Origin of the sequence: Microcoleus sp. S13C4 (assembly GCF_036700865.1) — a bacterium.
Taxonomy (GTDB): domain Bacteria; phylum Cyanobacteriota; class Cyanobacteriia; order Cyanobacteriales; family Microcoleaceae; genus Microcoleus.
Genome location: NZ_JAUBPS010000013.1, coordinates 68,951 through 82,508, shown reverse-complemented (window position 1 = coordinate 82,508; position 13,558 = coordinate 68,951). Strand labels below are relative to the sequence as shown.

General features: G+C 45.8%; 11 protein-coding genes. 3 read left to right on the top strand and 8 right to left on the bottom strand.

Annotated elements, in window-relative coordinates:
- Nucleotides 1-20: 20 nt before the first annotated feature.
- The 5 genes from QT996_RS08215 to QT996_RS08195 form a co-directional block, all read right to left on the bottom strand.
- Nucleotides 21-587 carry a dCMP deaminase family protein gene (locus QT996_RS08215; protein ID WP_333045746.1) on the bottom strand — a complete coding sequence of 189 codons (567 nt, stop codon included), beginning with the start codon at nucleotides 585-587 and terminating at the stop codon, nucleotides 21-23.
- Nucleotides 584-2,113 (bottom strand): thymidylate synthase, encoded by a 1,530-nt coding sequence (locus QT996_RS08210; protein WP_333045745.1) that lies wholly within the window; start codon nucleotides 2,111-2,113, stop codon nucleotides 584-586. The genes QT996_RS08215 and QT996_RS08210 overlap by 4 nt, the downstream gene beginning before the upstream one ends.
- Nucleotides 2,114-2,206: 93 nt before the next feature.
- Complete coding sequence (locus QT996_RS08205; RefSeq protein WP_333045744.1) at nucleotides 2,207-3,538, bottom strand: response regulator; 1,332 nt, start codon at nucleotides 3,536-3,538, stop codon at nucleotides 2,207-2,209.
- Nucleotides 3,531-6,299 carry an ATP-binding protein gene (locus QT996_RS08200; RefSeq protein WP_333045742.1) on the bottom strand — a complete coding sequence of 923 codons (2,769 nt, stop codon included), beginning with the start codon at nucleotides 6,297-6,299 and terminating at the stop codon, nucleotides 3,531-3,533. The genes QT996_RS08205 and QT996_RS08200 overlap by 8 nt, the downstream gene beginning before the upstream one ends.
- Before the next feature lie 628 nt (nucleotides 6,300-6,927).
- Entirely contained in the window at nucleotides 6,928-7,551 is a 624-nt protein-coding gene (locus QT996_RS08195; protein ID WP_333045739.1) for a Uma2 family endonuclease, read from the bottom strand.
- Nucleotides 7,552-7,696: 145 nt separating this feature from the next.
- Here QT996_RS08195 and QT996_RS08190 point away from each other — a divergent pair, with 145 nt between their 5' ends.
- The 3 genes from QT996_RS08190 to QT996_RS08180 all read left to right on the top strand — a co-directional run bounded on the left by QT996_RS08190 (nucleotide 7,697) and on the right by QT996_RS08180 (nucleotide 10,203).
- The gene (locus QT996_RS08190) at nucleotides 7,697-8,266 is read left to right on the top strand and encodes an HD domain-containing protein (RefSeq protein ID WP_333045738.1); all 570 of its coding nucleotides are present in this window, start codon (nucleotides 7,697-7,699) and stop codon (nucleotides 8,264-8,266) included.
- Nucleotides 8,267-8,316: 50 nt separating this feature from the next.
- Nucleotides 8,317-9,450, top strand: a complete 1,134-nt coding sequence (locus QT996_RS08185; RefSeq protein WP_333045736.1) for an ABC transporter ATP-binding protein — start codon at nucleotides 8,317-8,319, stop codon at nucleotides 9,448-9,450.
- 348 nt (nucleotides 9,451-9,798) lie between these two features.
- The gene (locus QT996_RS08180; protein WP_333045734.1) at nucleotides 9,799-10,203 is read left to right on the top strand and encodes a hypothetical protein; all 405 of its coding nucleotides are present in this window, start codon (nucleotides 9,799-9,801) and stop codon (nucleotides 10,201-10,203) included.
- 74 nt (nucleotides 10,204-10,277) lie between these two features.
- On the opposite strand, the gene QT996_RS08175 is transcribed toward QT996_RS08180, so the two are convergent.
- From QT996_RS08175 to rbfA, 3 genes are all read right to left on the bottom strand, one after another.
- Nucleotides 10,278-10,508: a DUF4327 family protein gene (locus QT996_RS08175; protein WP_242719673.1), complete on the bottom strand. Its 231-nt coding sequence runs from the start codon at nucleotides 10,506-10,508 to the stop codon at nucleotides 10,278-10,280.
- A 362-nt stretch (nucleotides 10,509-10,870) separates the two neighbouring features.
- Nucleotides 10,871-12,514, bottom strand: coding sequence for a glycoside hydrolase family 3 N-terminal domain-containing protein (locus QT996_RS08170; RefSeq protein ID WP_333045733.1), 1,644 nt, complete (start codon nucleotides 12,512-12,514; stop codon nucleotides 10,871-10,873).
- 82 nt (nucleotides 12,515-12,596) lie between these two features.
- Nucleotides 12,597-13,028 carry a 30S ribosome-binding factor RbfA gene (rbfA, locus tag QT996_RS08165; RefSeq protein WP_333045731.1) on the bottom strand — a complete coding sequence of 144 codons (432 nt, stop codon included), beginning with the start codon at nucleotides 13,026-13,028 and terminating at the stop codon, nucleotides 12,597-12,599.
- Nucleotides 13,029-13,558 lie beyond the last annotated feature (530 nt).

Below are 13,558 nucleotides of genomic sequence, written 5' to 3'. Positions count from 1 at the left end.
GGGGTTGGGGGAGTTAGGTTTTATTGTTTGCCGGGGCCTACAATTCCTGTTACATGATCTTTTGACACAGACGTAGGATTCAACAAAAACAAAGCCGCCTTTTTTGCTGTATCTTCAGATAGCTGAATTTGTTTTAACTCAACAATACCTTCACTGATAAAAGTATCTCTCAAAGCAGCTTTTTCTCCACTGTTAAAACTCGTTTCGTAAAACACTTCTCGAATTCCAGCCGCAATGACTAATTTCAAACAATAGATACAGGGTTCTAAGGTGACGTAAATACTAGCCCCAGCAGTAGATATACCGTGTTTTGCAGCTTTGGCGATCGCATTTGCTTCGGCGTGAACCGCCCTTGATGGCAAAGTTTTGCTGGCGTCGCAACTACTCAAACCAGGATAGCAGAAGCCTTGAGTAGTACAGTGTGCCGAACCTGACGGCGAACCGTTGTAACCCGTTGCTAAAACTTGCCTGTTTTTAGTTATCACCGCGCCTACAGGAAAAGCCAGACAAGTCGATCGAGTAGCGGCCAATTTGGCTAACATTAAGAAGTATTCGTCCCAACTCGGTCTTTCTTCTTCTAAATTCATCGTCTATCCTGGATGTATTGCTTGCTCGTTTTCAGACACTCGGCCGCCTTCTGCAATTCTATTCCCAAATAACCAATATGCTCGCCTTTGATAGCCGGGGAAGCAGCACAAATTTCTCGCACTAACTTGAGAGGGTTTTTTCCAGAATAACAGGTGACAACTTCGCCGCTGCCGGGGGTGGTTTGCGTGACTACTATCTGATTGTCCGCTACTTCAACTAAAAAATTGCCTGCTGCATCGAAAAAGTCTCGCTCTTCGCAGATTTTAGCATATTGGGTTTGAATTAGTCGATCGGCATTTTCAAAGGTATCGTCATACAAGTGAGCCGATTGACTCAGCGTTACCAACGGGCCCATTGTCAAATTATAATCGGAACGCCTCGCAATTTCATCTCGAATGTGCTGCTGCAAAGCCCGCAAACCCATTGCATTGGCCGGCCAAGCCGCAAACATATCGTTACTGCGGAGAGTTGCAGTTAGCGATATTTCACCGTCTACAACTCGCACCCAAATATGATTTAAACAAGGACTGCCGCTGTGCTGGTGGTCCGAGGAACCGTCAGGTCTTCTGTTAATATTTCCGCCCGCATCCCACAAACTAATTACAGCACTTGCTGCGTCAATTTCCTTAATTAGTTTGGTTATAACTTCCTCAATTTGATCGCGTCCAAACCACGACCGCATCCGCTGTGCGTAGGTATATTTAATGCCTTCGTTATACGGAGCATCTTCGAGCATTTGCGGTTTGTACTGTTCGAGGAAATCGCGGTCGATGGGTAAGTAATTCGGTTCGGGAAAATAGAACTCCGCCGGTTCATCGGTAATCACTGCCATTAAGTCAATTAATTCTTGCCACTGTCCGTCGTAACCAGTCGGCCGTAAGGTGCCGGTGGTCTTAATTCGGTGGATGATTTTTACCCAAGTTTCGGCAATAGTTTTGCCTTCGATTCTGTGTCCGTATTTCTGACCGGGGAGTACAGTCGGGACAATTTCGACTAACGGAAAAGTTACGGTTTCTCCCCAAGGTTCAACAGATTCTTTTTGGGCAAAAGATTTGACAATAGTCACTGTTTCTGCTATACTTGTAGCTTCTTTGCATTCTATTGAATGACGCAATAGTTCTAAGGCTTCGGGTGCTATTTCAATATCAATGTAGCCAAATATTGCAGATTTAATTAGCCAACAATCTCTGCCAGTATCGCTTTTACCGGCTTCAAAGCCGTTGCGAAAAAAATCTATCAAGCACGCGGCAGCACCCGAGTTGCGGTCTTCTTTGGTAGCGTTGAGAATTACTAAAAAGCGGACGTGGGGATTGCAGAGCAAGTTTCTAATTAAGAAGTTGATGCCGCGAGTAGGAGAGTAGAGTTGTCCGATGACAGCAAATTCGTTGGGTTGTAAATGTTTGCCGATCGCACTTTTTACTGTCCAGCCACTGACAATGGCTGTTTGCCCCGTTCCGCAAATTAATTGATTCGGTTTGTATAGGGGTTTGTACTCAAATTTATTGACGAGATTTGTGGCTGTCATGGTTTACCGTTTTTTGCACCGCGTACTACTATATCAATAGTTTGGAAGGTTTGAAGAGGCGATTAATCATGTTTCTGCTGCTGCAACGATTTGTTATGCTGCGTCAACGCAGATCGTTGCCTGAATGTCTTTTACAGCGAGCTCCTTCACGGGAATTGAAATCACAAATTCTGTACCTTGACCTAAAGTTGAGTTGACTTCTAGAGTTCCAGAGTGTTTCTGGACTACGATTTGACGGGCGATCGCCAATCCTAGCCCTGTTCCTTGCCCCACGCCTTTGGTGGTAAACAGATGCTCAAAGATTTTTGGCTTCACCGCATCCGTAATGCCAATCCCATTATCCTGAATTCGGATCACTGCCTGAGATTCCGACAATTGCGTCTTGACAGTAATCTGGTTGGGGTTGGCTTTGATCTGAGCAAAACTGCGTCCTTGATTTGATTCCTCAAGGGCATCGATCGCATTTGCCAGCAGATTCATAAATACCTGATTCAACTGTCCGGCAAAGCATTCTACCTGTGGCAGATCGCCATAGTCTGTGATGACTTGAATTTCCGGGCGAGATTCGTTGGCTTTGAGGCGATGCTTGAGAATCAAGATCGTGCTGTCAATGCCGTCGTGGATATTGTAATGAATGGGGCGATCGCAATCCGAACGCGAGAAAGTTCTTAAACTGGTGCTAATGGTGCGAATGCGATCGACTCCTTCTTGCATCGAATCGATCAACTTGGGTAAATCTTCTTGTAAATATTCCCAATCTATTTCCTCCACGACTGCCTGTAGTGAGGCACTTGGATAAGGGAGTTCTTTTTGGTATAGCTCAATTAGTTGAAAGAGGTCTTTAATGTAGTCCTGAGCAGGTTTCAGATTGCCAGCAAGAAAGCAAAGCGGGTTATTAATTTCGTGCGCGACACCCGCGACTAAATTGCCCAAAGCAGACATCTTTTCGGTGTGGATCAGATAAAGCTGAGACTGTTGCAGTTGTGTAAGTGTGGCTTCTAAATCAGCCGTTTGCTCAGCTACACGCTGTTCGAGATTTTTAGTTAACTGCCGTAGCTGCAAATGAGTTTTCACCCGTGCTAGCATCTCCTTTTCTTGAAAGGGTTTGGTGATGTAGTCCACAGCACCCAGGACAAATCCTTTCTCCTTACTGTCGGCATCGGAGAGAGCAGTCATAAAAATGATGGGAATACTGGCTGTTTTCGGATCGGCCTTCAGACGTTTGCAGGTTTCAAAGCCGTCAATTCCTGGCATTTGAACATCGAGCAAGATCAGATCGGGAGGATAAACTTGGACTCGCTTAAGAGCGCGATCGCCGTTGATTGCGGTTGCTACTTCGTACCCCGCATCACTTAAAGTTTCACAAACCACTTCTAAATTCGCAGGGGTATCATCCACCACCAGAATTAATTCAGGACTAGACATCGGCTTTCTTCTCTGTGAGGTGTTGTTGTAGCAACTCTTCAATTTCTTCGGCTTTAAATTGCTTGGCCAGTCGAATAATTTGTGAGGTAAAATCTGCGTAGCCAGGGTTAGAGCCAGCAATCTGCTCTGTGTGCGATCGTAGCCGTTTTAAGTTACCTTTTTGTGCCATTTCTAGTAAGGTCTTTAACTCAAGGGGGGAAGGAATAATACTCCCTTCTGGATTTTCTAATGCAGTCGTTGGAATGGATGAACCAGACTCGTTGGAGGCTGTAATTTCATATTTCCATTTTAATTCTAAATGAGTGGCTAAGAGGTTAAATAATTCACTGATTTCCACTGGCTTTGCTAAGAAATCATTTGCCCCTGCATCTAAACTCATCTGTCGATAGGCTTGTGATACTGATGCGGAAGAGACAATGATCTTCTGCGGTTGCAAATCCTTTGCACTGCGAATTTGTTTGAGCAGTTCAAAGCCATCCATAACTGGCATCGCCAAGTCTGTAATCAATAAGTCAGGTTGAGACTGTCGTATTTTTTCCAATCCTGCTTGTCCATTTTCTGCCTCAGTCAGTTGGAATCCGAGTGGCTCTAACAAGTTGACGAGAACGGCTCGGTTTTCCCAACGATCGTCTACCACCAGAATGCTGCGTCGTTGTCCTTCGTAACCAATAATTTGTTTTCCAGTTGTGATGGAGTTTTGCTCGGCCCAATCTGCGGCGATCGCCAGTTCCACCTCAAAAAAGAATTCACTGCCCACTCCCGGTTGGCTTTTAACTTGGATTTGTCCGTTCATAAGTTGGACAATCCTTTGGCTGATCGCCAATCCTAAACCCGTGCCCTCGGCTTGGCGCTGGCGATCGCCCACTTGTTCAAAAGCCTGGAAAATTTTATCCAAGTGCTCGGGCGCAATTCCTACGCCTGTATCTTCAATTTGAAATTTGACCCAGCGAGTGGACGGATTGGGATTATTCTCAACTACCGCAACCTTGAGCGTGACCGAACCTTTGTCGGTGAATTTAATCGCATTTCCCACCAAGTTGAGTAACACCTGACGCAGCCGTTTTTCATCCGCAAAAATCCCTTCAGGCAACTGCGGATCGGGATTGTAAACAAAATCAATGCCTTTTTGGTCGGCACGAATGCGACAGATTTCAGCGACACCTTGGACGAATGAGGGAAAGTGAATTGCTTTAGGTGCGAGTTCTAGTTTGCCGGCTTCAATTTTGGACAAGTCCAACACATCGTTAATCAGCGTCAGCAAATGAGAACCGCACTGGTAAATGACTTCTACCCCATGACGTTCTTTTGCTGGCAACGCTTTGGATCGGTTGAGGATTTGAGCATAGCCCAGAATGCCGTTGAGGGGAGTGCGGAGTTCGTGGCTCATGTTGGCGAGAAATTCGCTTTTTGCTTGGTTCGCACTATCGGCTACCTGTTTTGCTTCTTTCAGTTCTGCGGTGCGTTCCTCAACCCGGCTTTCCAGTTGGACAAAGGAGGTTTTCAGTTGACCTGCCATCTGGTTAAAGGAATCTGCCAGGGATTCTAATTCACTAATGCCTTGCACCTGAAGTGTTTGATCCAACTGTCCGAAGCTAATCGCCTGACTGGCTTTTTGTAGCTGCAAAATCGGTGTGGTAATCCAACGCGAAGTAAAAAGGCCCAGTATAGTCGTCACCACCAAAGCCCCTAGACACAGCAAAATTGTGGTGCGAGTATTGGCATTGATTTGTGCCATAAAATCTGATTCAGGTACTACCACAACGCTCAACCAGTCAATACCGCGTTCGTCTCGAATGGCTGAAACTTGAACGAACTGACGCTGATTTGCCAGCATGAAATCAAGCTGTTGACTCTGTTGAATAGCCTTGAAGTTGCTCAACCGATCGAGGATGGCTTGCGCGGTGGTACGAATTACAACATTTTCAGACTTGACGGCAGGAATTTGTTGCAACTCCTCATTTTTAAGATCCAGAATGTAAGGCTGTTTGATCGTTGAACTGGCAATCAGATTGCCCGATCGATCTACGATAAACGTTTGTCCCGTTTGACCCACCTTCAACTCGCTCAGAAAACGATGAATTTTGTCCAGCCGAAAGGTACTTTTTTCCACCCCTAGTAACGTTCCATCGCTCTTGTAAATCGGCTGGGATAGAGCCATGGTAGCCGATTGATACGAACTGCTAACGTAGGGCACAGATGTCCAGGCTGGTTTTCCGGCTTTCTGTACAACTTGATACCAGGGTCGAGTCCGAGGGTCAAACTCTGCCTGAGTTTTGAGCAGTGCGACCCGTTGACCTTGATCGTCAAGTTTGTAGAATTGGCGTTGAGGTAGACGCGCTTTGTCACTGAGGCGAGAAACGATGCCGTCATTGATTGTTGTATCTAGGGCAATATTCGTGCCATCCTCTAAACCAATTTGCACGTCTTCGAGGGTATTTTGGCTGACTAAGCGCCACAACGTTCGTTCCAGTTTGGTGAAATTTGTTAAATCAAGCTGACCCTCTTGAGCCGCAGCTACGATCACTTGTCCGGCAACATAAGGTTTTTCCAAATAGTTTAGAACTTGCAGGTTGAGGCGATCGCTCATCTCTTTTCGTAACTGACTGGCAACATCATTGACTGCCTTCTGTCCATTCCGCAGGGAAATATATCCCGTTAGCCCAACTGCTACGAAGATTTGTAGTACAAACGGGACTATCAAGAGCGATCGCAGGGAAAGTTTGCGCTTAAGTTTAAATAGATTCAGGGATGAGTTTGGCATAGAAATGCTAGTGGCTTCTCTGGAAAATAGACTTGAGGAATTGCTAGCTTGATGTTCAATCCACCTTGATAGAGCTTTCAAGGCGCTTAAAGTCCTGGCTAGGCAGTGACGCTAATAATTAATCTCGTACCTCCAACCACCAGTCGCATTAGTAAGTTGCGAGTGGTTTTCTTTTGTTCACGGAAGTGCCACAATCGCTCAGTTGCTTGATCTGCCGTTGGTTGGTGGAGTGGCTGGGAGACTGCGATCGGCTTGGATCTGTTAGCAGACTGTTATTTTGAGTAGATCGGGCGATCGTTCTGGCTCAAATTTAAAGGCGATCGCACTCCACCAAAAATCTCTCAACCCCATTCCAATCGAAGACTACCGCTTACAGAAAATCGCAGATAAAGCCCATCGCTTCTAGTCGTGGGATGAATCTGCTGACCCTAAAGGGTCAGTCCTTTTCAGTCTACGCCGCAGTCCCCTAATCAGATGTTAACTGTATCAATACTTAAAAGTTACCTGTAGGTCGATCTTAAACTCGATTTGATCGTTCCCACATTCTCATTCAACCCAGTCTTAAGCTAAAGTTTCTCACCTGGAGTTTCTCTTTTTATGGTTTTAATAAATTATTTTAACAAATTCCTCAAGCCAACAATTCACTTACGGCTACGCTAAAACCTGCAAGCACACTTTGACTGTTAACAACTTCATCGGCATTAAACAACCGCCAGCTTTGCCCCCCATTGACAAATATTAATCTAGCTTCAGGAAACAGCAACCAAACTTCTAAACATCCCGATTCCAAATATTCCTGAGCTTTGGCAAATAACTCTTCGCCGCTATCTTCGGGGGAAGCAACTTCCGCTATCAAAGGAAAACTTTGGGAAAATGCTGTAAAATTGCCTGATTGTGGCAGCAGTTCAGGAGTAATGTAAGCAACATCGGGACGGCGACCCTGCTTGCTAGTGCGACAAAGGACTTCTGTAAGAACTTCTCCTCCCTGTCCGCTGGAATTTTTGTAATTTCTCCAGGATGTAGATAATTTAGATTGAGCGAGACCGTGCTTGAATGTCATTCCTGTTTTCTCCACTAAGTTGCCGTCAACCCATTCCATTCTCTCAGCAGGTCTGACTAAAAAATCTTCAAGAGATATGACTTTTTTATGATCCGATTCTGGCGGAATTTTTGCTATATTTTCTGATTTTTGCGGTAATTCTTGCTCTGACTTTTGGTCGGCATTATTTGGTATAATTATAGTAGCTGTCATGCTCGCAACCTCTGTTTAACGATTATAAGTTTACAAGCGATCGCTCTCGATCGCATCTTTATGATGTTATTAAAGTTAGTAGATTTTGTCTTGTCAACTTAGCCAGACAATTTATATATCATAGGAATTAAGAAAGGTGACTTTCATGATTCTCTCAAACCGTTTTTCTGAAGCCCTCACCTATGCCGCCGAATTGCACGCTACCCAACTTCGCAAAGGTTCGGGCGTTCCCTACATTGCCCATTTGTTGGGTACTGCTAGTATAGCTTTAGAATATGGGGCTTCGGAAGATGAGGCGATCGCAGCTTTGCTTCACGATGCGATCGAAGATCAAGGCGGCGCCACCACCCGCGAAGCCATCCGCCGCCGCTTTGGCGATACCGTCACAGCGATTGTAGACGGCTGTACCGACAGTGACGAGACGCCGAAACCCCCTTGGCGTCAGCGAAAACAAGCTTATATCGATCGCATTTCTACAGCTTCTGGCTCAGTGAGATTAGTCTCGGCTGCTGATAAACTTTATAATGTTCGATCGATCCTGAAAGATTCCCGTCAATTGGGCGACATTGTTTGGGAACGCTTCAAAGGTGGCAAAGACGGTACTCTCTGGTATTATCGTTCTTTAGTAGAAGCATTCCGCAAAGCTGATTTAACGCCTATAGTTGAAGAATTAGACCGCACAGTTTTAGAACTGGAACAGTTTTCTGAACGCTGAAGGTTGAAGGTAAAAAGCACTAATTATCAATTACCCATTACAATTAAAAAATGGCAAATGTTCGCTTAGAAAATATTACCCGACGCTACCAAAACGTCACCGCGATCGAAAACATCAGCTTCAAAGTCCCGGACGGGGAATTTTGGGTATTAGTCGGGCCCTCCGGCTGCGGAAAATCTACAATTATGCGGACAATTGCAGGTTTAGAAACTGCAACTTCTGGAAATCTTTACATCGGAGATAATTTAGTTAACAACATTCCGGCGAGACAGCGGGACGTTGCAATGGTGTTTCAAAATTACGCGCTTTATCCGCACATGACTGTCGCAGAAAACTTGGCTTTTGGATTGCGGATGCGGAATGTTGACCCGACTAAAATTCAAGAACGAGTCGAAACAGTAGCCCGATCGCTCTCTATCGACCACCTCCTCAAGCGCAAGCCCAAACAGCTATCAGGCGGACAGCAGCAGCGGGTAGCACTGGGAAGGGCGATCGCCCGCGAACCCAAAGTATTCCTTTTAGATGAACCGCTTTCTAACCTTGATGCTCAACTGCGAGACGACACTAGAGCAGAACTCAAACAACTGCATCAACGGTTGGGCATTACCACAATTTACGTCACCCACGACCAAGTGGAAGCGATGACTTTAGCTGATAAGATTGTAGTCTTAAATGGGGGAAAAATTCAACAAATTGGAGACCCGCAAAGCATTTATGCGAAACCAGCTAACCGCATGGTTGCCACATTTTTAGGCAATCCCGCCATGAACATTTTACCTGCAATTTATACTAACGAATCCTTTCAAGTAGGAAATCAATCTTTAGTCTGTCCGCCGTCGATTCAGAAAAAATTGCAGCCTAGAGAAGGACAAGGATTTGATTTGGGCATCCGTCCAGAAAATATAGAAATGTTTACGCCACAAAACGCAGAAGAAGATGATTTGAAAACCGATGTTTGGGCATTAGAAAAAGTACCTCTTGATGTAGAGGTAAAAGTAGTGGAGCCTCTGGGGCGAGAAACTTTAATCCGAGCGAGTTTGCCTTCGTTGAACGCTGAAACTACTTTACAGGTGCAAGTACCTGCGAGTGTTCGATTGCGATCAGGCGATCGACTGACGGTACAGCTTGACTTCGATCGACTATTTATCTTTGACCCCTCCACCGGTGAGGCGCTATATCCTTAACTGGATCGAACAGGACTTACGCACGGTTGGGCAGCAACCAGGTTTTTTTTAGTCGGAGTGCGTAAGTCCTGTTTAATCTCAAATATCAAATATACTGAGCCTTCCAGTGGGAATGTCTCGATTCGTAGTTACAAAAATTTACACTTGACATTTATTAATTTACGAAGTAATGATACGATTAGTATGAACACAACGGAAAAACGTCCCCCCAAAAGCTGATCTTTCCTGACTCGGGGCGATAACGACCCACAACGCAAGCATCTTCCCGTTAAGAAGCGGCTTTACGCCCCGACTTGGGAGCAACTAGCGAACCCAAAACTGAGAAAAACGTTTTAGCGGCATTTTTAGATGAATCCCGACAACCTGCCTCAAATGCTGCAAACAGGATTTCACCTGACTTTAGGTGCAACTTCCTTTTTAATTGAGACATTGCAAGATCCTCTGAAGCGAGAAGAAAATCTTGACAAACTGAAGTCAGATTTGGGTCAGCTAGCCGATGAGCTGGTGGAAAAAGGAGAAATGACCGATCGAGAAGCCCGGAATTTTGTAGATACTATTTTTTCTCAACCGGGCGATCGGGAGAATGCCGAGAGCGAATCTGTCTCGCCCAAGCAGTCAGATGCAACGACTGATTCTCCTCCCGAGTCGGTTGTACAGCCTAACGTAAAGCTAGAGATTCAAGAATTAACTGCAGACATGGCAGCGCTGAGGACCGAGTTGGAAAATTTGCGTGTCAAAAATTCCCAGCATTAAAGAATCAAGAGTCTTTAATATAGCCGGAGTTTACTTGCAAAGTGATTTGCAAACTTATTTAAAAGAACCAAACTTTAGTCATTGTCCCAGTTTTCAGAACCGATCAGGTCGGCGATGCGATCGCGCAGCAAGAAGTCGCATTTTTCTAATTCGCACTCTACACAGGCCCATTCACGGGGCGGAATAAATTGGCAGAGCGTATATATGGGCTGCTGGCGGCTGAGTACGCCCTCGTGCACGAGGTGACGGGCTTCATCCTGGATGACATCTAAAGAGTATTGGATTTTGATAGTGGACTGAATCATAATGCGCCCTCAAGGTTTTAGTAAAAAAAAAATTATGGCCCTGGTAATAATATAGTCCAAAATTCCGGATATGTAAGTTAAATTTTGTCAGTATACAGGTATACAATTTCTGGCGGTCAATTGAAAATTCTTATAGGAATGATTAGTAAGTGATTGGATTTGTCTTGGGATTTTGGCCGCCACTTTTCCTGGCTAGCAGACCCATCTGCTGCAAAGCTCAATTCAGAATTGAGGAAGCCGCGCCCGATTCCCGGTTTCTGGATGCTTCGTTGCCAAAGGCAAAATTATTTCTTGCCAGAAACCGGGTTGATGAATTTAAGTCCTGACGCAGCAGCAAAAAAAAGATTTAGGAGTCCGGCAGTTCAAGAATTGCCCGTGGCGTCAATTCCAAACAGCACTTCTAGAGCAAGAGATTGGGCTACCGGCATCTGCCCGAAACAAAATACATAAGGAATACTCGGAGGCAAGTGGGGCAAAAATTGCTCTAAAACGTAGGGACTTCCGTAAATTAGGACAGCTTGCAGTTCTCCCGTCTTTAATAATTTCTTAAACAAATCTTGAGCTGCTTGGGTCAAACCCGCACTGCCTCGGAAGCAATTGCCGCGAATGAAAATTTGCAGCAGTGTCGGAGAAAAACGCTGTGCACCTGCATTATCCGCGATCGCGCCTGTGCGATCGTCAATCAGTTGCAATTCGTAACCAAACTGTTCGGGAAGCGCGATCGCCGGAGTGTGGTTTCCCAAAAACTCGCACCCCAAAACATCATCTACAACAATCAAATTCCGCAAAAGCTGGTTTTCTGGGGGCTTTGGAACCTGCAAAGGTAGATTTCCCCCAAATTTCAAAGAATCTCGCAAAATATCGGCAGCAGTTGCCCTTGCCTGGGGATTTGCCAGCAAACTTAAGTCGATCGAGTCGAGCGATTCTAGATTCTTGCTCCCCCCCTTAGCAAGGGGGGGTTGGGGGGGGTCAGAAATCGACAAACCCACCTTTATTTTCGCTTTCCAAATTCGCTTGACAGATTCCTGAATTTGTGAGATAGGAATACGCCCTTGAGTGACAGCTTCGCAGACCGCCTGAATCGCCCCTTCCGGGTCAAGCGGCATCAGCAAAACATCAGCACCAGCCTCAGCCGCCAAAACTGCTGCTTCATTAGCGCCGTACTTATTGGCGATCGCACCCATCACCAAAGCATCCGTCACGATCAAACCTTCAAATCCCAACTCGGATCGCAGCTTCCCGATCAAAATTTTGCGAGAAAGAGTAGCAGGAAACTCGGCATCCCAAGCCGGAATCAGCAAGTGAGCACTCATCACAGCATCCGCCCCAGCGGCGATCGCCTCAACAAAAGGAGGCAACTCAACCTCGGCCAATCTCGCTGGCGAATGCGGCAAAACCGGCAATTCCAAGTGAGAATCAACCGCGGTGTCTCCGTGGCCGGGAAAATGCTTAGCTGTAGTCAAAACCGGGTGATCACCTGCACCTCGAATAAAAGCAGCGGCCAATTTGCCGACAATTTCCGGTGTCTCGCCAAAAGCGCGGACGTTAATTACGGGATTGTCGGGATTGTTGTTAACATCAACTACTGGTGCGAGAATCCAATTCAAACCGATCGCCCTAGCTTCGATCGCAGTGACAGCGCCCATTTCTTCAGCATATCGATCGGCTTTACCTGCATCCTGTCGCGCTACTTCGGCAATTGCCATCGGCGGCCCGAACCAAGTCGCCCCCCCGAACCGCTGGCCGACACCTTCCTCAATATCAGCCGCCAGCAGTAGCGGAAACTTAGCCCAAGACTGCAATTGGTGCGATCGAACTGCCAACTCCGCAGCACTTCCCCCGACCAATATCACCCCACCGACGCCCAAATTTTCCAGATAATAGCGGAGTTTGCTGGCAGTTGGTTCCCATTCGGGATAGCAAATTTGGTGGTCGAACAAGCAGCCGGAAGCGCGCACCACGAACATCTGGGCCACCAGTTCTGGTAAGGAAAGATTGTCAATCATGGGAAATTAGGAATTGTTGACTGTTGACGGTTGACTGTTGACGGTTGACTGTTGACTGTTGACTGTTGACTACCTTCAGACACTAATCCTCGTCTGCTTCTAAATCATCATCATTTTCATTGCCATCGGCCAATTCTTCGTCATCAAACATACCTGGTTTGCGATCGGCAGAAAGCTGATTCAGCAGTATCAACATTTTATCGCCCCGTTCCAAAGAACGGTCTTCGAGAAATATCACTTCCGGTGTCCGGCGCAGTTGCACCCGTTGACCCAACTGGTTGCGGACATAGCTAGTAGCAGATTTCAAGCCCTCCATAGTCTCGGCTTTTGCCTCATCAGTACCGTAGATGCTGACAAAAATTTTTGTATGCTGAAGGTCTCCCGAAACAATTACGTCGGTAACGCTAACCATACCAGCACCTACACGGTCGTCCTTGATTCCATTCAGCAACATCAGGCTGACTTCCCGTTTAATCATTGAAGCTACACGCTCAATGCGACGATTTGTAGCCATAACACCTACTCCTCTATTTTCCTAATCAGCCATTTTCATCCCGATTGACAATTGTAGCGCGATCGGTCAGGGGTGTTACGGGCGATCGTCCGAGTTAGGGGTGAGATACAGCTTAGAGGCAAAAAAAGGTTCGATTGCCTATAGGTGAATATATAGCTAATCTAGAGAGGTAGAGTGAGATACAGCTTAGAGGAAAAAAAATGTTTGATTGGATTGTCAAAACCGTAGGCGATGCTTCAGGGGTAACTAACCAGCTAAAGATAGCTGAATGGGCCAGATTGAACAGGACTAACCCTTTCGATATGGGAGCCAAAAACTACCAACGATGTCTTCATGACTTAGGGTTAGGGGGAAAATATCATGAACTTGAATATAACAACGAAGATGGAAGCCTAAAATATCAATAATTTTGCCGCTAATTTCCTTAATTACGCTTCATAATTACCTTTTTTTTTATCCATCCATAATCTATTAATCAATCAAACAGAAACATTCCTTGTTAAAATTCCTTTATCGCCGTGTTTTTTGAG